General features: G+C 50.3%; 3 protein-coding genes. All 3 read right to left on the reverse strand.

Going from position 1 to position 25,568, the window contains the following annotated elements:
• Positions 1 to 1,152 precede the first annotated feature (1,152 nt).
• The 3 genes from QL234_RS12760 to QL234_RS12770 are packed head-to-tail and all read right to left on the reverse strand — an operon-like array spanning position 1,153 to position 25,487.
• Positions 1,153 to 11,835, reverse strand: a complete 10,683-nt coding sequence (locus tag QL234_RS12760) for a non-ribosomal peptide synthetase (RefSeq protein WP_281558222.1) — start codon at positions 11,833 to 11,835, stop codon at positions 1,153 to 1,155.
• The gene (locus tag QL234_RS12765) at positions 11,836 to 18,780 is read right to left on the reverse strand and encodes a non-ribosomal peptide synthetase (protein WP_281558223.1); all 6,945 of its coding nucleotides are present in this window, start codon (positions 18,778 to 18,780) and stop codon (positions 11,836 to 11,838) included.
• Complete coding sequence (locus QL234_RS12770; RefSeq protein ID WP_281558224.1) at positions 18,771 to 25,487, reverse strand: non-ribosomal peptide synthetase; 6,717 nt, start codon at positions 25,485 to 25,487, stop codon at positions 18,771 to 18,773. Before QL234_RS12770 ends, QL234_RS12765 begins: the two co-directional genes overlap by 10 nt.
• Positions 25,488 to 25,568 lie beyond the last annotated feature (81 nt).

The raw sequence follows: 25,568 nt of genomic DNA on the forward strand, positions 1-25,568 counted from the left end.
AAGTTCACTTTTAACTGAATCCAGAGCGCGCTTAAGCAAACTTTTGCTATTGATTGATGCCGCGCTTTATATCTGAAAATTCAAACCGTTTTTTAACATTAACTTCCACCCCGAACCGGGTTTAAATTAACGCTTTCAATCTGGTAACTAAAAGTGAATGCCCCCCAAATTCAAAGAAATTGGCGGTTATGCTTATTTTTATCCGCATCCGGCTTTAATAGCGAAGCTCAGAGCTGCCAGGGGTTTATCCATATCTGTCCCTGGTACGGCATACCCGGTTTCAGTAATACTGCTTAAAGACCGGATAATGCCATTTGCTCCATCTTGCCATTTGCCGTTAACGACCATTCATCGACAATCCAAAAACACCCGATACTAAGTGTTCAAACAAGACTCACGCAAAAGAAACGGTTAACCACACGGCAAACGCGTTTGCTTTCATTTTTGTTCTCATGCGTGAGATCCCCTTTAACATCAACGATAAATTTTATCATCGCAGCCTTCTCCCCTGGCAAGAGCCACGGCAAAATACACCATTTGACAGAAAACAAACGGATATTGGATTTCTGTCGCTTAATGCTAAAACGGCGCACTTTGACCTGGCTATCCGGCCGGCAGACGCTAGATTACCATCGCTGAAATAACAAACCTGATCACAAGTTTAATACCGGCGGTCATTGTCGTTATCACTAAAAATACAGGCAATAAAACTTGCCTGTATTGCCTGCTCCTGATGAAAACAGCCGCAGACAACCCTGCACCACGGGTGAAAGCTCCCTATTGCCTAAGATATAGGACCAGAGATTTGTCTCACACAGATGTGCTGGTGTTTTGGATCATTTTACCTATTGGTATATTCGGCCTGAGTGTAACATCATAATTAACATAGTAACAAGTAGTATTTTTTCGAACCATGACCGTTAACTATATAAATCCCGGCGGTTTTCTTTAGCGCCAGCTTGATTTCAGCTGTATTGAACGCGTAGCCAACCGCCAGCAGAGATTTGAAAATGCCGGCCACCGGCATGCTTTCTTTTGATAAAGCACGCCTAAAAAACAAACAAGCCGATAACGATGTCCGGCAATGCGCCTCTGCGGACAACCTTCCGGCTAAGCCGGGAGGTTGTCGCTTCCGACAAAGTTAACGCCTGCTCAAGAGATCAGCCTATGGATATAGTGACAGACCTCCTGCCCCCCTTTTCCTGAAAGCATTGAGAAATGTCCTCCCTCAACCGAATGACAAACCAGCCCCTGGCCAAAGACACTGCCCAGTTTGTGCTGATAGAAGCCCATGTTAAATTTTGACTTCCTTGCCAGTAACACCAGCGGGGTTAATCCCTCCAGGGCCTGTGGCCGGTAAGAGGCAAATAAATCAACCTGGGTCTGGTATAACAGCGCCACTTTTTCTTTCTCTTCGACATCCAGCTCATTATCAAGCTCAGGCATCATCTCCCCGGCAAGGGGTTGCTCTGCCGCTTGCTGTTCACTGTCCTTGAGCATCAGGGTTGGCTGTTCAAAGTAGCTGTCAATCAGCACCAGTTCTGCCTCATGGCCTTTGGCACGTAACCTTCTGACAATTTCCAGTGCCAGCACACCGCCATAAGAATGTCCGGCAATCAGATAAGGTCCCTGTGCCTGCTCTGACAAAATATAACCGGCAAAGTCTTCAGCATTGCTTTCAATCGTTGCAAAAGGCATGTTGTTATCCAACAATCCCTGATGATTAAAGGCTTTGACATTAAACCTGCCCGCCGCACCTCTGGCAATATCCATAAACATCTTCGCCAGCCCGGCCACCCCGGGGACAAAATAAACATCCGGTAAAGTGGCGTTATATTGTCCTAACACTTCACATTTCGGCAATGCCGCCAACTTAGCCTCAGGCGCCGTTAACCAGTCCGCCTGCTCCCTGATAGTTTGCAGCAAGAATAAATCTTTAATCGATATCTGCTTGCTGTTGCTATAATGAGCACGCATCCATTGCACCAGGCGATTAATCAACAGTGAATGTCCGCCAAGTTCAAAAAAGTTGGCCGTCACACTGATTTTATCCGCGTCCAGCTTCAATAACGAAGACCAGATCTGCACCAGGGCTTGTTCATGTTCGCTCTGTGGTGCTACATATTCGCTTTGCAGCAATAAACCATCAAGCGACAATAACGCTTTTTTATCTATCTTGCCATTGGCCGTTAACGACCATTCATCAACAACAACAAAAACATCCGGCACCATGTATTCAGGCAAGGCGCTTGTTAGAGAATCTCTCAAACCATTGATAAACAATGATTTACTGTCAACATCTTCATAGGTCTCCTCCCCTTTGATATAAGCAACCAGCTGTTTATCACTGCTGCCCTCTCCCTTGGCCAGGACCACGGACGAATGCACTCCCTGACATAAATTAAGCTGATGTTCTATTTCTGCCAGCTCAATCCGGAAACCGCGTACTTTTACCTGGTTATCCGCCCGGCCGATAAACTCTAAATTACCATCGCCAAGATAACGCACCAGATCGCCGGTTTTATACAAGCGGTCTCCGGCCTTATCACTGAATGGATTGGCAATAAAACTCTCCTGTGTTGCCTGCTCCCGGTTGAGGTAACCGCGGGCAACCCCTGCACCACCTGTATATAATTCCCCTATCGCACCTAACGGCGTCAGGGCGAGGGAGCTATTTAACACATAAGTACTGGTGTTTTGGATCGCTTTACCTATTGGTATATTCAAGCCATGGCTATCACTATTGTTAACCTGATAACAAGTGGTAAAGGTGGTATTCTCTGTCGGGCCGTAACCGTTAATCACGGTTATGCCAGGAATATTATCCTGCACCCGTTTTACCGCATCGACATTGAGGACGTCGCCCCCTGCCAGCAGATACTTGATACCGCTTGCCTGAGCCGACATTTCGCTCCACTGCTCAAACAAGCCAGCCGTCAACCATAAGGTGTTGACCTCATGCTCGACAATAAAGTTTGTCAGCTGCTGTAAATCGATTTTTTGCTCGCCATAAATAATACACTGGCCGCCGTTGAGTAACGGTCCCCAAAGCTCAAGTGTGGCGGCATCAAAGGCGATCGGCGCCGACTGCAAGAAGCGGGTATCTTCATCCAGGGGCACAAAATTGCACTTAGTCACCAAACGGGTCACGTTGTGGTGCTCCACCATCACCCCTTTGGGCAAGCCGGTAGATCCAGAAGTGTAAATCACATAAGCCAGTTCGTTGCCTGCACTGATTTTTGCCGGCTCACTGCTCTCCTGTGCCAGCACCTTGGCCGCCAACTCGGCATCATCAAGACAAAGCAGCTCAACACCGGCATCGTCTTTGCCTTTGGTTTTAGCAAAATCAAGCACATCCGTCAGATGACTGGCGGTCAGCACATGCCCGACCCCGGTATCGGTTAAGATATGCTGCAAGCGGGCCTCGGGATAACCCGGATCTAACGGCACATAGGCACCACCGGCTTTGAGTATGGCTAAGATCGCCACCACCATTTCAGGGGAGCGGTTTAAACACACACCGACAAAGCTTTCTTTTTTAACACCTTGCGCCGATAAATAACGGGCCAGGCGGTTGGCGCTTTCATCCAGTTCGCGGTAGCTCAGCTGACCGTTCTCCGACACCAGGGCAATATTATCCGGGGTCTTTAACACTTGCTCGGCAAATAATTCATGAATGCCCTTATCGCTTGGATAATCAACCGCACTGTTGTTAATCGCCTCAAGCAGGTACTGACTTTCCTGAGGCGTAAGCATGGCTAAAGCATTTATCTCGGTACTTGCCGTCGGTGTCAGCTGGGCCATCGCCGTCAGCAAGGTTTGCAGGTGGTCATTAAACTGACCGACATGCTCCCGGCTAAAGATGCTGGTATCAAAGGTCCAGTGTAAATCCACCCCGTGCTGATTTATCGAAATGCCGATATCCAGGTCAAATTTTGCCGTAATATGCTCACTTGCCAGCGGCGACAGCGTTACCCCGTCGAGATCCAGCGCATTGTCATCGTCACCGGCCAGGCCATAATCGCTGTTGGTAGTTAACATGATCTGGAACAACGGCGTATGGGCGGTGCTGCGGCTGATATTCAACCGCTCCACCAGCTGCTCAAACGGCACATCCTGGTTGTTTTGGGCATCAAGATGTACTTGACGCACATGATTGAAATAATCCTCAAGTTTGCCATGCCCGGTGTCCAGGCGCAGTACTAAGGTATTGACGAAGAAGCCGATTAACGGCTCAAGCTCCGCCTGCATCCGGTTCGCGATCGGCGTACCTATGACGATATCCGAGCTGTTGCTGTGACGGGACAGCACCAGCGCCAGCGCGGCGTGCAGCAACATAAACGGTGTCAGCTGATATTGCTTGGCCAGCGCCTGTAGCTGCTGTGCCACCTGCGCCGGTAAACTGCCGGAGACTATGTCGCCGATATGCTGTTTTTCCTCCGGTCTGGGTTTATCCAGTACTAGTGAATGTACCGGCGGCACATCACTCAACTGCTTATCCCAGTAACTCAGCTGTGTTTCCAGCACTTCCCCTTGCAGCCATTGCCGCTGCCAGTGGGCATAATCCGCATATTGAATTTCCAGCGGTGCCAACGCAGCAGCCTGATCCGAAGTGATCGCCTTATATTGGCTGACAAATTCCCGGATCAACACCTGCATTGACCAGCCGTCGGAGGCAATATGATGCATGTTAAATAACAGCGCTCCCGTGCCCTGTGCTTTATCCAAAGCGACATAGCTGGCCCGCACCATCAGATCTTTGGTTAAATCAAACGGCTGCTGCATATCCGCATCAACTAACGTCATTAACTCAGACCTACGCGCCGCTTCATCCAGAGCGCTTAAATCAAATCTAGCCAGGGTAAAGTCGGCCTTGGGCAGAATATGCTGCAAGGTCTCACCACCTTGTGCCATCGTCTGCTCGCGGTATACCGTGCGCAGGATTTCATGGCGCTCGATAATACGGGCCAGTGCCTGTTCTGCGGCATCGGCATCAAAATTCCCCTTCACTTCAAAGGCGGTCGGCATATTGTATTCGGGACTGCCCCCCTGGAGCTGATCGATAAAACTTAACCTTTGCTGGGCAAAGGATAATGCCATAGCGCCATTTTCTCTTGCCACGGGAGCAATATCAGGCCTTAATGCCGCCTGTGAACCCGAAACAATCATCTCGGCTAATGCCTGGATATGTGCAGCTTCAAAAACCGCTTTCACCGAGACTTCCACCTGCAGCTGTTTTCTAATTTCCGCCACTAAACGCACGGTAAGCAAGGAATGCCCCCCCAGGGTGAAAAAGTTGGCTTGGGTACTGATGTCTTCAGCATCCATTTTTAACAACCGGCCCCAGATTTGGGTCAGGGTTTGCTCTATTGGTGTTTGCGGGGCAACATATTCTCCTTGCAAGGCCTGGCTATCCGGTGACGGCAGGGCTTTTTTGTCGATTTTTCCGTTGGCGGTCAACGGCCATTGTTCGATCACCACAAAAGCCGACGGCACCATATACTCCGGCAGCGCCTGTTGCAGCTGCTGTTTTAACGATTCAATAAACCCGCCCAAGTCTGAGTTGGCCGTTGCAAATACTTGCGGATTAACATAGGCCACCAGCTGTTTGTTTTTATCCGCACCTTCACGGGCAAGCACCAGACAGGCATCGACATTACCACAGCGGGATAGCTGCTCTTCAATTTCCCCCAATTCGATCCTAAAGCCGCGGATTTTCACCTGGTCATCCACCCGGCCGATAAACTCCAGATTACCGTCATCGAGATAACGCACCAAATCACCGCTTTTATACAGGCGATCATCCGCATTGTCGCTAAAGGGATTGCTTATAAAGCACTCTTGCGTCAGCTGTGCCTGGTTCAAGTAACCCCGGGCAACACCTTCACCGCCGATATATAACTCACCTGCGACGCCAAAAGGCGCAAGCTGTTTATGCTGATCAAGAATATAAAAACGGGTATTGGCCACCGGCCGTCCGATGTTGGATGTTTCCATCAACAGGGTAAAACTGCTGTTGATGGTGGTTTCCGTCGGTCCGTAGGCATTTGCTACCGAGCGTCCATGTTTTAAGCCATAATCTTTTAAAGCGGCAAATACCGAAGGTGTTAACAAATCACCGCTGGAAATCAGCGCCGGTGAGTTTGGTAACTCCAGTTTAACGATTTCATCAACCATTTGCGGGGTGGCGTTATAAACATCCACCTGATGCTTAGCGATAACCTGGCTGATAAGGCTAGGATCTGTGGTTTCATCCTCCGAAAGGATCACCATCTTACCGCCGCTTAACAGCACTAACAGCCCTTTAATGGAAGCATCAAAGGCAAATGATGCGCCGCAAAGCCAGTTAAGGTTTTGCGCTTGTGCCATCGCCGCCATTTGCTGACGAAATACCTGGTAAAAAGCCAGCATATTCTTATGCTCCACCATCACCCCTTTAGGTTGCCCGGTTGAACCTGAGGTATAGATCACATAAGCAAGCTGAGATTCGGCCACGACTTGTAAAGGATTGTCTGTCGACAAAGTAGCAAGACTTGCCTGCAGCCGGGCATCATTGATCACCACCAGCTGGGTGCTCTCTTTAAAGTCAAAGCGCTCGGCAAGATTTTGTTCGGTGATCACATACTCTACCCCGGTATCATCAAGCATATAAGACACCCGGGCCTGCGGATATTTGGCATCGATCGGTACATAGGCACCGCCAGCTTTCAATATAGCTAAAATGGCTACCACAGTATCGATAGAGCGGGATAAATAAAGGCCGACCAAAGTTTGCGTGCCTACTCCCTGCGCCATCAAATGATGGGCCAAGCGGTTAGCCTTTTCGTTAAGTTCACGATAACTCAGGGTGTTATCAGCAAAGGCCAGGGCGATATCATCCGGGGTCTGCAATACCTGTTCGGCAAACAATTCATGAACACGTTTATCCTTCGGGTAATCCAGCTTAGTATCATTAAACTGATGGAGCAGATAATCACTTTCCTTTTCCGATAACATAGCCAGGTTATTCAGCGCGGTATTTGCCTTCGGCTCAAGTTGCGCCATCGCCGTCAGTAAAGTTTTCAGGTGTTCATTAAACTGAGCAATATGCTCGCGGGTGAAAATACTGGTATCAAAAGTCCAGCTTAAATCCAGTCCCTGCTCGCTGATATTCATGCCGATATTAAGATCAAACTTGCAGCTGATATAGTCACTCGACAGCGGCGACAGGGTGACGTCGGCTAAGTCCAGCTTATTATCCCCGCTCCCGCCGACACCAAAATCATTATTGGTGGATAACATGATCTGGAATAGTGGCGTATGGCCGCTGCTGCGGGGAATATTCAACCTGTCTACCAGTTGTTCAAAGGGTACATCCTGATTGTTCTGGGCATCAAGGTGCACCCGGCGCACATGGGCTAAATAATCATCAAGTTTATCATGCCCGGTGTCGAGCCTGAGCACTAAGGTATTGACAAAGAAGCCGATCAGGGGCTCAAGCTCCGCCTGCATCCGGTTGGCAATCGGCGTGCCGACCACAATATCGCAGCTGTTGCTGTGACGCGATAAGACCAGGGCCAGGGCACTGTGCAGCAACATAAAAGGAGTTAATTGATAATGTGAAGCCAGGGCCTGTAGCTGCTTGGCAACATCTCCCGGTAACTGGCCGATCACTATATCGCCCCTATGCTGTTTCACCTCAGGTCTGGGTTTATCCAGCAGTAAACCATGTACCGGCGGCACTTCGGCTAATTGCTTTTCCCAATAGCCCAGTTGCGCTTCGAGCACCTCCCCTTGCAGCCATTCCCGCTGCCAGTGGGCATAGTCGGCATATTGGATAGCAAGCCCAGACAAAGGACTTGGCAGACCCAAGGTAAATGCTCGGTACAAGCTGACAAATTCCCGGATCAGCACTTCCATCGACCAGCCGTCGGAGGCAATATGGTGCATATTAAAGAGTAATGCTCCTGTGCCAGCTTCTTTATCCAAAGTGACATAACTGGCCCGTACCATTAAATCTTTTGTTAAGTCAAAAGACTGCTGCATATCAGCATCGATTAATGCCATCAGCTGCTGCTTTTGCTGTTCCGGTGCCAATCCAGATAAGTCATGTCGGGCAAGCGTGAAAGGCGCGCCGGGCAGAATTTTTTGCAAAGTCTGTTCATCATCTTCGAAATAAACGCTGCGCAACACCTCATGCCGTTCGATAATGCAGGTCAGCGCCAGCTCGGCAGCCTGGCTGTCAAAATTCCCCTTAACTTCAAAGGCGGCCGGCATATTGTATTCCGCACTGCCTCCCTGCAGCTGGTCGATAAACCATAACCTTTGCTGGGCAAAAGAGAGCGGCATGACATCAGTTTCCCGCGGCATAGCTTGCACTTCACGTCTTAGTTCGCCTTGCGGGCCTGACTCGATAATAGCCGCTAAGGCTTGAATGGTGGCGGCATCAAAAACCGATTTTACCGAAACTTCTACCTGCAACTGCTTTCTGATTTCCGCCACTAAACGTACCGTGAGCAACGAATGCCCGCCCAGGGCAAAAAAGTCGGCCTGGGTGCTGATTTTACCCGCTTCCAGGTTTAGCAGTTGCCCCCAGATCTGCGTCAGGGCCTGTTCCAGTTCTGTTTCCGGTGCCTGATATGCTCCCGACAATAAGGCCGTACCGGGCAGCGGCAGGGCTTTTTTATCGATTTTATCGTTGGCGGTAAGCGGCCATTGCTCAATCACCACAAAGGCCGACGGCACCATATAATCCGTCAGGTTCCCTTTTAGCCTTTGTTTGATCTTATCCAGGCTTTGTTGCTCTAGCGCTTGTTTTTGCTCTTTGGCCAGAGAAGGAGCAGGCCTTAACTGGATATAAGCCACCAGGCGTTTTTGTCCCGGCTGATCTTCACGAACTAATACCAGGTTGCTGCTAACCTCGGGACAAGCGGCCAATTGCTGCTCGATTTCCCCCAGTTCAACCCTGAAACCGCGAATTTTCACCTGGTCGTCTTTGCGCCCTTTAAATTCAAGCTCGCCGTTAGGCAGGTAACGCACCAGGTCCCCGGTTTGATACAAGCGCTCCTTGCTATCGGTTTTAAACGGATGGGGGATAAAGCGCTCTTGGGTCAGCTCTCGGCGGTGCAAATAACCTCTCGCCAGGGCACTGCCGCCGACATATAACTCGCCCACGGCCCCTTGCGGTTGCAGCTTTAAGTCATCGTCGAGTACATAAAGGCTGACATTATCGATTCCCCTTCCTAAGGACGAAGGCGCCTCTGCCGCCTGTGGGTGACAGACACAGAAAAGCACGGCTTCGGTCGGACCGTAAAACTGCAACAGGGTCACCTCGGGCAATGCCTGTTTTAATGAGGTCAACAAGTTTTCAGGAACGGCGTCGCCGCCGGTGGCGATATATTTCAGATCGGGATAATCGCCGGTGGCATTGTCCCGGACAACCTCATCCAGCCAGAGCTGAGCCAGGCTGGGCACCATATGCACAAAAGTACACGTTTTCAGCTCTTGCTTGAGCTCGGCGACATTAATGATTTTCTCCCGCGGTAAGAGTTTGACCTCGGCGCCGCAGCTTAAGGGGTATATCAACTCAAGCAGGGAAATATCAAAAGCAAAAGAGGCGATGCTCGGCACCACATCTCCGCTGCCCAGCTCAAATGCCCGGTCAAAAGCAAATAAACGGCTGACAAAGGCATGATGTTCGACAATCACCCCTTTAGGCTTGCCGGTTGAGCCGGAGGTATAAATGGTATAGGCAAGGTTTTCCGGCGTAAGTTGTTCGCTCCTGCCAGGATTGCTGGCGGGATAACTGCTGATAAGTGCTTGATCATCCAAGTCAATCAAGTTTGTGCTTGCCTCAAAATCCAGCTCCCGGATCAACTCGGCTCTGGTCAGTACACATTTCACGCCGCTGTCCTGAATCATATACTGCAGGCGGGCCTGGGGATAACTCGGATCCAACGGCACATAAGCACCGCCGGCCTTAAGCACCGCCAGCATGGCAATTAACATCTGCGGCGAACGATCCAGGCAAATGCCGACTAAGGTTTCCGGACCGGTTCCCTGCTGCCAGAGATAATGAGCCAATCGGTTAGCCATTTCATTAAACTCATGATAACTAAGAGATTGTCCTTCAAAGGATAAAGCTGTATTATCGGGATTTTTTTCAACCTGGGCTTCAAACAATTCGTGGATAAGTTTATCTTGCGGATAATCCAGTTGGCGATCGTTAAGGGTTTCAAGTAAGTATTTACTTTCATCGGATGACAACATTGCCAGAGAGGCAAGTTTAACATCATCACCTGCACTAGCTTCAATTCCGGCCATTGAGGTTAATAACGTCATCAGATGGTTATTAATCTGGTTAATATGCTCGCCGCTAAAAATACTCTTGTCGTAAGTCCAGTGCAATCCGACGCCCTGGTCGCTGATGCTAATGCTGATTTCCAAATCAAACTTGGCGGTGATCACGTCGCTGGATAAAGGAGAAAGTGACAGGCCGGCTAAATCCAGCTTGTTGCCTGAGCCTTTATCAGCCAGACCATAATCAGTATTGGTGGATAACATGATCTGAAATAAAGGTGAATGTGCATTGCTGCGGGGAATATTTAAGCGTTCAATTAATTGTTCAAAAGGTACATCCTGATTATTTTGCCCGTCTAGGTGGACTTGCCTCACATGGGCCAGGTAATCATCGAGCCGCTGATGGCCGGTATCGAGCCGCAGCACCAGGGTATTGACAAAGAAGCCGATTAACGGCTCAAGTTCCGCCTGCATCCGGTTCGCCACCGGGGTGCCGATGATAATGTCCTTATTGTTGCTGTGCCGTGACAGCACCAGTGCCAGGGCGCTGTGCAGCAACATAAAGGGGGTTAACTGGTGACGGGTGGCCAGAATCTGTAACCTTCTTGCCACTCCGGCGGATAACTGCCCGGAGACATTATCACCAAGATATTGCTTGGTTTCCGGCCTGGGTTTATCCAGCGGCAAAGTGTGCACCGGCGGCACATCCGCCAGCTGCTTGTCCCAATAACTCAGCTGGTTTTCCAGCACCTCTCCCTGCAGCCATTCTCTTTGCCAGTGGGCATAATCAGCATACTGGATCTCCAGAGGCGGCAGCGGTGCTGCGCGACCTTGAGTAATTGCCTGATATAAAACCACAAATTCACGAACTAACACTTCCATTGACCAGCCGTCGGAAGCAATGTGGTGCATATTAAACAATAACGCCCCCCTTGCCGGTTTTTGTCCGGCTTGGGAGGCTTTTTCTAAAGCAACAAAACTAGCGCGAACCATTAGATCTTGTTTTAAATCAAATGGTTTTTGCATATCGTAATCTATTAACGCCCTTAACCTTTCCTGCCTGGCCCGCTGCTCTAACGCAGTCAGGTCATGCTGGCTAAGGGCAAAGCTCGGCTCAGTCTTTAGCTCCAGCCTGGCTTCTTCGTCGCTGTCAAGATAAACGGTACGCAAGACTTCATGGCGCTGGATAATAACCGACAGCGCCTGCTCGGCGGCTTCGGGGGAAAACTCCCCCTCAACCTCGAAGGCGGCCGGCATATTATATTCGGCGCTGCCTCCCTGGAGCTGATCGATAAACCATAACCTCTGCTGGGCAAAGGAAAGAACTTTGCTCTGGTCGCCGGCGGGCACTATCTTAGCTTTGGCTGATTTTAAAACATCTTTTTCCTGCGTTAACTGCAGATATTCAATAATCTTATCGAGATTATTTTTAATCAACAAAGTAGATTCGGGGGTTAAGCCGCCCTTTAATGCTCTCGCCTTTAACTTACCTTTCTGCAAATAGACTTCGATACCTTGTTCGGCTAATTGCCGAACAAGGGTTTGTGCTTCCTTCATTTAAAACTCAACCTCATCAAGAAGTTCACTTTCAACTGAATCCAGATCGCGCTTAAGCAAATTCTTGCTTATGACTTGTGCCACACTTGTTATATCTGAAAGTTCAAACAGATCTTTGACGTTAAATTCCATCCCGAACTCGGATTCGATCAACGCTTTCAATCTGGTAACTAAAAGTGAATGCCCCCCAAGTTCAAAGAAATTGGCGGTTATGCTAATTTTATCCGCATCCAGCTTTAACAGCGAAGACCAGATCTGCACCAGAGACTTTTCAATATCCGTCTGTGGTGCAACATACTCGGTTTGCAGTACTACCCCTTCAAGACCGAGTAATGCCTTTTTATCTATCTTGCCATTTGCCGTTAACGACCATTCGTCAACAACCACAAAAACATCCGGCACCATATAGTCGGGCAAGGCTCGCGCAAGAGAAACTTTTAACTGCGTAACAAACGCGGTTTTTTCTTCTTCGCTCTCATGCGTGAGATCCCCTTTCACGTAAGCAACAAGTTGTTTATCACCGCTGCCCTCTCCTTTGGCAAGGACTACGGCAGAATGCACTGTTTGACATAAATTCAGCTGGTGTTCAATTTCTGCCAGCTCAATCCTGAAACCGCGTACTTTCACCTGGTTGTCCGCCCGGCCGATAAACTCTAAATTACCGTCGCTGAGATAACGCACCAGATCGCCGGTTTTATACAGGCGGTCATCCTCGTTATCGCTAAAGGGGTTGGCAATAAAACTTGCCTGTGTTGCCTGCTCCTGATTCAAGTAGCCGCGGGCAACCCCTGCGCCACCTGTGTATAATTCCCCTACTGCGCCTAAAGGTGTCAGGGTCAGAGAGTCAGTTAACACATAAGTGCTGGTGTTTTGGATCGCTTTACCTATCGGTATATTCGAATTGAGTGTAACATCATTGTTAACCGAGTAACAAGTGGTAAACGTAGTATTTTCTGTCGGACCATAACCGTTAATCACGCAAATGCCTGGAATTTTCTCCCTCACCCGGTTAACCGCATCGACATTGAGGACATCTCCTCCCGCCAGCAAATACTTGATAGCGCTGGGGGGTATCGGCATTTCACTCCACTGTTCGAATAAGCCAGAGGTTAACCATAAGGTATTGACCTCATGCCTGACGACAAAATCGGTCAGCTGCTGCAAATCAATTTGCTGTTCGCCATAAATAATACATTGTCCGCCGTTAAGTAACGGTCCCCAAAGTTCAAGCGTGGCGGCATCAAAGGCAATTGGCGCCGACTGCAAGAAGCGGGTATTTTCATCCAAAGGCACATAATTACTGCTGTGCACCAGGCGGGTTACGCTGTGATGCTCGACCATGACCCCTTTGGGCAGACCTGTGGAGCCCGAGGTATAAATAACATAGGCCAGATCGGCGCCTGCTTGTCCCGCACCTTCGCTGCTTTCAACTTCGGTGCAAGGGTATGTCAGTACCTTCGCTTGCAGCTCAGCATCATCGAGGCAAAGCAATTCGAGACCTGCAGCTGAAATATCACCGTCTTGTTCAACATTCAGCGCAGCCGCCAGGTGAGTGGCGGTAAGCACATGGCGCACGCCGGTATCAGTTAAGATATGCTGTAAACGCGCCTGGGGATACCCGGGATCTAACGGCACATAAGCGCCACCGGCTTTGAGTATGGCTAAAACGGCCACCACCATCTCGGCAGAGCGGTTTAAACACACCCCGACAAAAGTTTCTTTTTCAACCCCTTGCGCCGACAGGTAACGGGCCAGGCGGTTGGCATTTTCATTAAGCTCGCGATAACTGAGCTGGTGATCTTCACAAACCAGGGCGATATTATCCGGGGTCTGTAAGGCTTGTGCGGCAAACAGTTCATGAATACCTTTATCTTGCGGATAATCCACGGCGCTGTTATTAAGGCCATGAATAAGGTAATCACTTTCCTGAGCCGTTAACATGGCTAAAGCATTGACCTTAGTATCGGCTGCCGGTTTGTCTGCCGAACTAAGCTCTGCCATCGCCGTTAACAGGGTTTCCAGGTGGGCATTGAACTGGCCGACATGCTCCCGGGTAAAGATACTGGTATCAAAGGTCCATTGTAAGTCCACCCCGTCCGCATTCATGCTGATACCGATATCTAAATCAAATTTTGCGGTAATACAATCACTTTCCAGCGGCGATAAGGTCACCCCGTCCAGCTCTAAGCTATTGTCCCCGTCCATGCCATAATCGCTGTCGGTGGATAACATGATCTGGAACAGCGGCGTATGGGCGGTGCTGCGCGGAATATTCAAGCGCTCTACCAGTTGCTCAAATGGCACGTCCTGATTATTTTGGGCATCAAGATGCACCTGGCGCACATGACGGAAATAATCTTCAAGTTGGTCATGAGCTGTGTCCAGACGCAGCACTAAAGTATTGACAAAGAAGCCGATCAACGGCTCAAGCTCCGCCTGCATCCGGTTTGCTATCGGGCTGCCGATAACGATATCCGAGCTGTTGCTGTGGCGGGAAAGTACCAGTGCCAGGGCGCTGTGCAGCAGCATAAACGGCGTAAGCTGATAATGCTTGGCCAGCGCCTGTAACTGCTGCGCCACCCGGGACGATAACTTGCCGGAAACGATATCCCCGACATGCTGTTTCTCTTCCGGTCTGGCCTTGTCCAGCACTAACGAATGCACCGCAGGCACATCGCTTAATTGCTTGTCCCAGTAACTCAATTGTTTTTCCAGCACTTCACCCTGCAACCACTGTCGCTGCCAATGGGCGTAGTCGGCGTATTGGATTTCAAGCGGCGGCAAAGGATTGGCCTGGCCTGAAGCTATCGCCTTGTATTGGCTGACAAACTCACGTACCAGTACTTCCATTGACCAGCCATCGGAGGCAATATGGTGCATATTAAATAACAACGCTCCGGTGCCCGACTCCTTATCCAGGGCGACATAACTGGCACGGACCATTAAATCTTTAGTTAAATCAAAAGACTGCCTCATGTCAGCGTCAATCAGGGCGCTTAACTGGTACTGGCGCAAACCGGCATCCAGACCGGACAAATCATGTCGGGTCAGTTTAAAGTCAGCTTCCGGCATAATCTGCTGTAACGCTTCGCCGCCTTGTACAAGCTGCTGCGCCGGGCTGTTGTGTTCATTGCTGTCAAATTTGCTTTCTAAAGTTTTTGCCAGTTTATTTTCAAACTTGTCTTCAAAGTGCTGTTCAAATTTGCTTTCAAAACTGTCAGTCGCTTTGTCTTCAACCTTCTTTTCCGGGCTCTTTTCCGGACTCTTTTCAAGATAACGGGTACGCAGGATTTCATGACGGTCGATAATCCGGCCAAGCGCCTGCTCTGCGATATCCGCATCAAATGCGCCGCTGACTTCAAACGCCACCGGCATATTGTATTCGGCGCTGCCCCCCTGCAACTGGTCGATAAACCATAACCTTTGCTGGGCAAAAGATAACGCCATGGTATCGTTATTTCGGGCAACCGGTTTTACCTGGGGTATCAGGCTGGCGGATGTCTTCTCGGCGATCACCTGTGCCAGCTCCAGGATAGTACCGGCATCAAACACGGCTTTCACCGAGACTTCTACCTTCAGCTGCTTTCTGATCTCCGCTACTAAACGTACGGTGAGCAGCGAATGTCCCCCCAGGGCAAAGAAGTTGGCATCTGTGCTGATTTGTCCGGCATCCATTTTTAATAACCGGCCCCAGATTTCACTCAGGGTTTGCTCGACCGGCGTTTGTGGGGCAAGATAATTCCCTTGTGCGCCATTGCTGTCCGGGGACGGCAGGGCTTTTTTATCTATCTTACCGTTGGCGGTCAAAGGCCATTGCTCCATTACCACAAAAGCCGCCGGCACCATATATTCCGGCAAGGTCTGTTGCAGCGTATCTTTTAACGACTCAATAAACGCCGCCTGCCCTGAGGCCGAAGCTTCAAAGGTTTGCGGGTTGACATAAGCCGCCAGCTGTTTTTGCCCGGTTTCATCTTCCAGGGCAAGCACCAGGGTGCTGGCGACATTATCGCAGCGGGACAGCTGGTTTTCAATTTCTCCCAGCTCGATACGGAATCCCCGGATTTTCACCTGATCATCGGCCCGGCCGATAAACTCCAGGTTACCGTCGGGCAGGTAACGCACCAGGTCACCACTTTTATAAAGACGTTCATCGCCATTTTCGCTAAACGGACTGGCAATAAAGCTCTCTTGTGTCAGCTGCGCCTGGTTCAAATAACCGCGGGCAACCCCTTCGCCGCCGATATAAAGTTCGCCGACACTGCCAAAAGGCGTCACTTGTTTAAATTCGTTCAGCACGTACAAGGCAACATTTTTGTTCGCCTTGCCGATTGGCGGCGTATTATAGCTGATCTCCCCGGCCTTGATATGGTAACCACATGCCGTAACCGTGGCTTCGGTCGGCCCGTAGGTATTGATCAACTCAGGTGCGTCAGGCTCGCTTAACCAGGCTTTAACCAGGGGCAGCTGCAAGGCTTCTCCGCCAACAATCACCAGACGTAACGCCTCTGGCGGCGATACCCGAGCATTTAACATCAGCTGATGCCAGAATGAAGTCGGTAAACTGACGATGGAAACCTGGTATAAACGGCAAAACTGGTAAAAGGCCACCAGATCCCCCATGCAATCCTCATCCCTTAATACCAGGGTTGCGCCGTGACATAAGGCGCCGAAATACTCTTCGACAAAAATATCAAAGTTGATGGTGGAAAACTGTAAAACATTATCCTCAGCCCGGATTTGGTAACGATCCCTGACATTACTCAGGAAACAGTTAAGCTGACGGTGCTCCACCATCACCCCTTTAGGGCGCCCGGTAGAACCTGAGGTATAGATCACATAGGCCAGGTTCCCCGGGGTGACCCCGGTAACTGATGACGATAAATTCTCTGCCGGGTATTGCGCCAAATCTTCCCGATCCAGGCAAAATCCGATACGGCCGGTTAAATCCAGCGCCGCGCCAAGTGAGCTTTTGGTGATCACCAGTTTTAAATCGGCATCATCAAGCATATGTGACAATCTTTCCTGCGGATAGGCGGGATCAAGCGGCACATAGGCGCCGCCGGCCTTCAATATCGCCAAAATGGCCACCGTCATCTCCAGCGAGCGGTCCAGGCAAATACCGACCAGGGAGTCCGGTTTAACCCCCTGCCCGTGCAGGTAATGGGCTAAGCGGTTGGCCTGCTCATTCAATTGGCCGTAGCTGAGTTTGCTGTCGCCAAAAACAACGGCGGTATCATCAGGACGCGCGGCAGCGCACTGTTCAAATAACTCATGCACCAGTTTGTCTTTGGCATATTCAAGCGCATTATCGTTAAGGGTTTCCAGCAAATATTGCTCTTGCGCTGTTGACAGCATAGACAGATCTGCGGTGTTGACTTCTTCGCCGCGCCCCAGCTCGGCCGCTACTTTGGCATAGGCGGTTAGCAGGTTAAGCATATGCTCGTTAAACTCGCTGATATGCTCATGGCTGAAGATACTGGTATCGTAAGTCCAGGTGAGCGCCACACCGTCGTCATTCATGCATAAGTCGACATCGATATCAAACTTGGAGGTGATCTCCTGCCCCGCCAGTGGCGACAGGGTGATCCCCGCCAGCTCCAGTTTATTGTCCGCAGGCTTATCGCCTAAGGCATAATCACTGTTACTGGCCATCATCAGCTGGAACAACGGGGTATATGAGGTATCCCGGGTCACGTTTAAACGTTCCACCAGCTGCTCAAGCGGCACATCCTGGTTGTTTTGGGCATCAAGATGCACCTGGCGCACATGCTGTAAATACTGATCCAAACGCTGGTAACTGGTATCAAGTCTCAATACTAAAGTATTGACAAAAAAGCCGATCAGCGGCTCAAGTTCCGACTGCATCCGGTTGGCTACCGAAGTGCCGATCACGATATCATGACTGTTACTGTGACGCGAATACACCAGGGCCAGGGCACTGTGCAATAACATAAAGGGCGTTAAATTAAATTGCCGGGCAAGGGATTGTAACGACTGTGCCACCGACTTAGGCAGCTGGCCTGAAACACAAGCTCCCATATGCTGCTGCACCTCAGGTCTTGGCTTATCCAACACCAGGTTATGTACCTGCGGGGCATCCGCCAATTGCTTATCCCAATAAGCCAGCTGCTTGTCCAGGACTTCCCCCTGCAGCCACTGCCTTTGCCATTGGGCATAATCGCTGTATTGGATTTCCAGGGGGGGAAACGGATCCGCCTGCCCCAGAGAAATCACCTGATATTGGCTGACAAACTCACGTATTAACACATCCATCGACCAGCCGTCGGAGGCGATATGATGCATATTAAATAACAGTACCCCTTTTGCCTGGTCGCCGCTACCTTCACTTAAAGTGACAAAACCGGCGCGTACCATAAGATCTTTTGTTAAATCAAAAGACTGGTGCAAGTCCCGGGCAATTAATGCCGATAGCTGCTCCGCCTGCTCTTGCTCGTTCAAGCTGCTCAGATCATGGCGGGCGAACTGAAAGTTTACGTCCTCCCGGATATGCTGCAGGGTCTCATCCTGGTTTTCGATATAAACGGTGCGCAGGATTTCATGGCGCTTGATAATACGCTCCAGTGCCTGCTCGGCGGTAGCCAGATCAAAATCCCCCACCACTTCAAAGGCTGCGGGCATATTATATTCGGCACTACCGCCATTAAGCTTGTCCATAAACCACAAACGCTGCTGGGAGAAAGAAAGCGATACCGGCGCTCCGCTGCGTTCAAACCGGGTTACTTTGGTTCTCGCTACTTTATCCTGTGAGCTGTACTGGCCGAGGAAATCAATGATTTCAGCCTTGTTCGCCACGATTTCCTGCTTAAGGGCAGGAGAAAAAACACTGCCTTTTTTTTGCTTGAAACCTAACTTACCATCCTCTAAAAAAAGGTGAATCCCTTCATCCAATGCTTTTTCAATAATGCTTTCCGCTTTTATAGCCATCCTTCTTCCCCTACTTCGGCATCGTCCAGACCTGCGTCTATGGTTTTAGCCAGTAATAAATTATCAATATAAGTTGCAACATTATGAATCGTCTGAGATTCAAATAACTTTGCCACGGTACTTTCAACGTCAAAATGGTTTTTGATCTCGGTGATCATTCTAATCACCAACAAAGAATGTCCCCCTAAGGCAAAAAAACTTGCCCGGGTACTGAGTGTATCTGCGTCACGTTTAAGCAACTTGCCCCAAATCTGCGCCAGAGCGGTTTCGGTTTCGGTTTGCGGTGCGACATATTCACCTTGTATCAAACTATTATCCGGCGCCGGTAAGGCTTTTTTGTCCAACTTACCGTTTGCCGTTAACGGCAGTTCATCCATAACAACCACAGCCGAAGGCAGCATATAGGCCGGTAACTTCGCCTGCAGTTGCGCCATGATGTGCTGGGTGATTTCATGCTCTTTTTCTGCCTGGGCAGCCGCCTGCTCCGCCAAAGTGACATAAGCCACCAGAGTCTTATCTCCCGGCTCGTCTTCCCGCACCAGTATCAGGCTATTGGCAACCTCCTCGCATAAGGCAAGCTGAGACTCGATTTCTTCTACTTCAATCCTGAAGCCGCGAATTTTGACCTGGTTATCTCCCCGGCCAACAAACTCCAGCTCGCCGTTTTTGCCATAACGCGCTAAATCTCCGGTGCGGTATAATATCGAGTCTTTTTCACTGCTAAACGGATTGGCAATAAAGTGTTTGTCGGTTTTTTCCTTATCATTAAAGTAACCGGCCCCCACCATGGCGCCTGTGACATAGACCTCTCCGACCGCCCCTTCAGGCACCAGTGACAGGGACTGTGTCAGCAACAATACCTGGCTGTGTTTCAAGGGCTTGCCGATAGGCACAGAGCGGCCGTCATCCTGATAACAAGTGACATCGCAGATAGTCGCGATCACTGTGGTTTCTGTCGGTCCATAGGTATTTAATAACCTGATCTCCCCCGCCACATGCTGCTGCCATTGCTGCAGATGACTGCCCGACATGGCCTCGCCGCCGGTGATCAGCAAGCGCAGCGATGTATCCCGGCTATCAGAGGCCAGTTGTTCATCGACACATAACTGGTGCCAATAGGCGGTAGGCAATGATGCCAGCGTGATCTGATATTCTTTCAGCCATTGCCAGTATTGTTGACAACTCGGCAGCTTGCCCGGAGGCGGCAACACTAAGGTTCCGCCGCACAAGAGTGAGGCGCTTAATTCTTCGATAAAAATATCAAATGAAATCGATGAAAATTGCAGCACTCGATCCGATGGGGTCAACTGATAATCCTGCTCGATCCCTTCCAGGTAAGCGGCCCAGTTATTATGGGTTATCATCACCCCTTTAGGCTGCCCGGTGGAGCCTGAGGTATAAATCATATAGGCAATATTGTCGCTGCTGTGCTCTGAGGCCAGGTTCGTCTTTGGTTGACGGTCAATATCTGTCTCCTGGCCGCCGCCAAGACTCACGACCCGGGTTTCCCCGTTTAGCTGCAACAATTCGGATAAATGCGCCTGGGTAACAAGATGTTTTACCCCGGAATTATCCAGCATATAATTTAACCTTGCTTCGGGATAGCCGGGATCCAGCGGTACGTATCCGCCACCGGCTTTTAATATTCCCAGCATAGCGATCACCATTTCCAGCGAGCGCTCGAAGCAAAGCCCGACTAAAGTGCCCGCCTGTACTCCCTGCTCCCTTAAATAATGACCGAGCTGGTTGGCCCTTTCATTAAGCTGACGGTAACTGAGCTCTTCATCCGCCAAGGTTAATGCGATTTTATCCGGGGTATCCGCCGCCCGCTTTTCAAAGATTTCATGAATCAGCATCTCTTGCGGCTCATCCGCCCGGCACTCATTCACGGGGGCAAGCAGCTGCTCACTTTCCTGCTCAGATAACATGGCCAAAGCAGCGACTTGTGTCCCGGCAACATCTGCCCCCTGTTGTTGCAGCTGTGCCATAGCATTTAACACATTGAGCAAATGTTCATTAAACTGGCTGACATGTTCATGGCTAAACAAGCCGGTATCATAAGTCCAGTTTAAAGATACCCCTTGCTCATCGAGCACCATATCGATATCCAAATCAAACTTAGTACTGATGTGCTCGCTTGATAGCGGCGTCAGGCTGGTATCTGCCATTGCCAGGCTATTATCCCCCAGTCCATAGTCGGTATTTGTTCCCATCATGATTTGGAACAAGGGGGTATAGGAAGTGCCCCTGGGCACTTTTAACTGTTCAACCAGTTGTTCGAACGGCACATCCTGATTTGCCTGGGCATCTAAGTGTACCTGGCGGATATGACGTAAATAGTCTGCCAGCAGCTGATGGCCGGTATCGACCCTCAATACTAAGGTGTTCACAAAGAAGCCGATCAAAGGTTCAAGCTCCGCCTGCATCCTGTTGGCCACAGCGGTACCGATAATAATATCGTTACTGTTACTATGGCGGGACAACACCAGGCTCAGCGCGGCGTGTAACAGCATAAAAGGCGTGAGCTTATATTGTCCGGCCAGCGCCTGCAGCGAGGCGGCAATATCGGCAGGTAATTGTCCGCGAACACTTGCCCCCAGGTGTGAAGGCACCTCGGGCCGTGCTTTATCCAGCACTAAAGAATGTACCGGCGGTACTTCCGCCAGTTGCTGCTGCCAGTAATCAAGCTGTGACGCAAACTGCTCTCCCTGCGACCATTCCTGCTGCCAGTGGGCATAATCGGCATATTGAATATCAAGCTCAGGCAGCGAGATAGTCTGTCCCTTAGTGATCGCCTGATAGGCAGCAACAAATTCCCGTATCAGCACACTCATCGACCAGCCGTCACCGGCGATATGGTGCATATTAAATAATAAGGCGCCCCTGGCCTGTTTTTCACTGGTGCTGTTTTCTAATGCAACATAACTGGCGCGCACCATTAAGTCTGTCGACAGCACAAACGGCTTTTGCACATCCTGTTCAATTAACTGAAGCAACTCCTGCTGCTGCACTTGCTGCTCAAGCGCGGTAAAATCATGCCGGGTTATCGCAAAACTAAAATCTGACAGGATTTTTTGCTGTGTTTGCTTGTCCTGTTCAATATAAACCGTGCGCAGCACCTGGTGACGCTTGATAATGGCGCTCAGGGCCTGCTCTGCGGCATGAATATCAAAAGCCCCCTGCACTTCAAAGGCGGCTGGCATATTATATTCCGGGCTACCCCCCTGCAACTGGTCGATCACCCATAACCTTTGCTGGGCAAAAGATAACGGCATGGTCTCCTGTCCCCGGGTAACCGGCAGCACCTGGAGCCTTAACGGCGTCCGGACATCCGCTTCGATCAGCTGTGCCATCGCCTGGATAGTACCGGCGTCAAAGACCGCTTTTACCGCCAGTTCAACCTCCAGCTGTTTGCGGATCTCCGCCACCAGGCGTATGGTTAACAGCGAATGGCCCCCCAGGGCAAAAAAGTCTGCTCCTGTGCTGATCTTATCGGCCTCAAGGTTTAACAGCTGTGCCCAGATGTTCACCAGCTTGCTTTCAAGCTCGGTTTGCGGCGCCTGGTAATTGCCCTGCAATAAGGCAGCATCAGGCGAAGGCAAGGCTTTTTTATCCACCTTGCCGTTGGCGGTCACCGGCCAGTCATAGATAACAACAAACATCGCCGGTACCATATAATGCGGCAAAGATGCGGTTAATGTCTGTTTCAACGATTCGATCAGAGAGGTTTGCTGCTCTTCGGTGATGTCCTTGATTTCAGGTGTAATATAGGCCAGCAGTTGCTTTTGTCCCGCCTGCACTTCCCGGGTAGTCACCAGACAGGAGCTCAGGCCCTGACAGCTTGATAACTGGTTTTCAATTTCTCCCAGCTCGATCCTGAAGCCGTTGATTTTCACCTGGTCATCCACCCGGCCGATAAAGTCCAGATCGCCGTTGGCCAAATAGCGCACCAGATCCCCGGTTTTATATAGGCGATCTTCCGCCTTGTCGGAAAACGGGTTTTGAATAAAACTCTTTTGTGTTAACTGCGCTTTATTTAAGTAACCGCGGGAAACGCCGTCGCCGCCGATATAAAGCTCGCCGATACAACCTTTGGGGGTTAATCTGAAGGCCTGATCAAACACATAAAGCGAGACATTGGCCATCGCCCGTCCGATAGACACAGGCCCTTGCGGCTCCAACTCAGCAATACTCGCACACACCGTGCCTTCGGAAGGACCATAGGCATTAAACATCCTGCATTTTGACGCCCAGATTTTTACCAGCGCGGGATCACAGGCTTCGCCGGCGACAATCAGGCTCTCCAGGGCATAATCCCGGTGGTGATCCAATAAAGCGAGTAATGCCGGCGGCAGGGTGACATGGCTGATGCTTTCTTTAAGTAACACCTGCTGTAAGGTATCCGCCGACTGCCGGGTTTGCTCGTCGCATACCACCAGCGCCGCTCCAATGACAAACGCCATCAGCCACTCGGACGTTGCCGCATCAAAATTAAGGGAAGCAAACTGTAATACCCGGCTGTTTTCTTGCACAGCAAAAGCCTGGCTTTGGCTCAGGCCTAAATTCACTGCGCCCCTGTGCTCCAGCAGCACCCCTTTGGGCTGCCCGGTTGAGCCTGAGGTATAGATGACATAAGCCAGGCTGTTGGCATCGAGATCTTTGGCAATAAGAGGATTTTCACAGGAAAAATCTCTGGACAGCTGCTGCCAGGTTTCCAGCTCGATCACTTCGATTTTATCGCTATCGAAAAGGCTGGCATTTAGCTCAGCCTGGCTGATGACATATTTAAGGCCGGTATCGGCAAGCATATACTCCAGCCGTGCCTGCGGATAGGCGGGATCCAGGGGCACGTAGGCACCGCCGGCTTTAAGGACCGCTAAAATCGCCACCAGCATTTCATGGGAGCGTTCCAGGCAGATACCGACAAAATCTTCTGTCTGTACGCCGCGCTCGCGCAGATAGTGGGCGAGGCGGTTGGCCCTTTCGTTCAGTTCGCGGTAGCTCAGCTCGGTGCCGTTAAAACTCAGCGCAAGATTATCCGGCGTTGCTGCCGCCTGCGCTTCAAATAATTCATGGATCAGTTTATCCTGCGGATATTCCTGACGGGTATCGTTAAGCACATTAAGTAAGTAGTCACTTTCCTGCTCGGACATGATGTCAAGGAAAGCTAATTCGGTCTCTGCCAGCCCCTTGCTCTGCGCCATTGAAGTTAACAGGATCGCCAGGTGTTCAATTAACTGCTCGGCATGTTCACGGTTAAACAGATTGGTATCATAAATCCAGTCCAGCCCCACCCCCTGCTCGGAGATGTTGATGGCCACTTCCAGATCAAATTTTGCGCTGATGGTATCACTGGCTAAAGGAGAAAGTCTTGCCCCGTTTAGATCCATGACCTCACCGGCGGAGGTCTCCCCTAAGGCAAAATCGTTATTGGTAGATAACATGATCTGGAATAACGGCGTATAGGCACTGTTGCGGGGGATATTCAAGCGTTCGACGATTTGTTCAAACGGCACATCCTGGTTGTTTTGCGCGTCAAAATGTACCTGGCGCACATGGGCCAAATAATCATCCAGCCGGGCATGGCTTGTATCCAACCTAAGCACTAAATTGTTGACAAAAAAGCCGATCAGCGGCTCAAGTTCCGACTGCATCCGGTTGGCTACCGGGGTACCGATCACGATATCCGTGCTGTTGCTGTGTCTGGACAATACCAGGGCTAATGCACTGTGCATCAGCATAAAAGGCGTTAATTTATAACGGCCGGCAATATCCTGAAGCTGTTTGGCGATATCACCGGATAGCTGGCGGCTGACCCGATCGGCGCTATGTCCCTTGATATCTGGTCTGGGATGATCCAGGGCTAAGGTGTGCACCGGCGGCATATCCGCCAATTGTTTGTCCCAGTAGCCCAGCTGCTGCTCCAGCACATCTCCTTTGAGGTAGTCCCGCTGCCAAAGGGCATAATCGGCATATTGAATATCCAGCGGGGCTAACGGACTTGCCTGGCCGGAAATGATCGCCTGATACAAGGCAATAAATTCCCCGACCAGGACATTCATCGACCAGCCGTCGGAAGCGATATGATGCATGTTAAATAGCAAGACACCTTTGCCGCTGTCTAAGGCGATAAAGCTGGCGCGTATCATCAGATCGCGGGCCAGATCAAACGGCTGCTTCATATCTTCATCAATCAGCGCCATCAACCGGTTCTGGCGGTTTTGCGCATCCAATGAAGTTAAATCAAAGCGCCCCAGGCTAAAGTCGTAGTCGTCGCGGATCACCTGCACCGTATCGTCATCACCGTCAATATAAACAGTACGTAATACCTGATGGCGTTTGATGATTTCTGTCAGCACCTGCTCAGCAACATCCGCGTTGAAATCTCCCTCGACCTCGAATGCCGACGGCATATTATATTCTTCGCTGCTGCCCTGTAGCTGGTCAACAAACCAGAGTCTTTGCTGGGCAAAAGATAAGGGTAGATTCTCCTGCTGGGTGCGAACCGGGATACTGGTTTGCTCCGATTGCTGCCGCGTCTGGATAAAAGCGATGATTTCACTCTTGTGAGACTGCAATAATGCCTTGTCGTCGGCATCTAACTGGCTCAATTTGCCTTTGACGCTCAGCCGGTTATCTTTTACGGCTAAACTCACCCCTTTGCCCGCGAGCATGATAAGGATATCTTTTACGTTAACTTCACTCATATCTATCTTCCTGTTCATCCCGGATGCCCGGCAAAGCTTGCCTTACCAGGATGAAGTCTTAAAATTTCATTACGCTGCTCT

Source organism: Thalassomonas sp. RHCl1, from assembly GCF_947387555.1.
Lineage (GTDB): Bacteria > Pseudomonadota > Gammaproteobacteria > Enterobacterales > Alteromonadaceae > Thalassomonas.

Excerpts from the sequence above, each read along its gene's own strand:
- QL234_RS12760 (WP_281558222.1), bottom strand. The coding sequence starts at position 11,835 with ATGAAGGAAGCACAAACCCTTGTTCGGCAATTAGCCGAACAAGGTATC.
- QL234_RS12770 (WP_281558224.1), bottom strand. The coding sequence starts at position 25,487 with ATGAGTGAAGTTAACGTAAAAGATATCCTTATCATGCTCGCGGGCAAA.
- QL234_RS12765 (WP_281558223.1), bottom strand. The coding sequence starts at position 18,780 with ATGGCTATAAAAGCGGAAAGCATTATTGAAAAAGCATTGGATGAAGGG.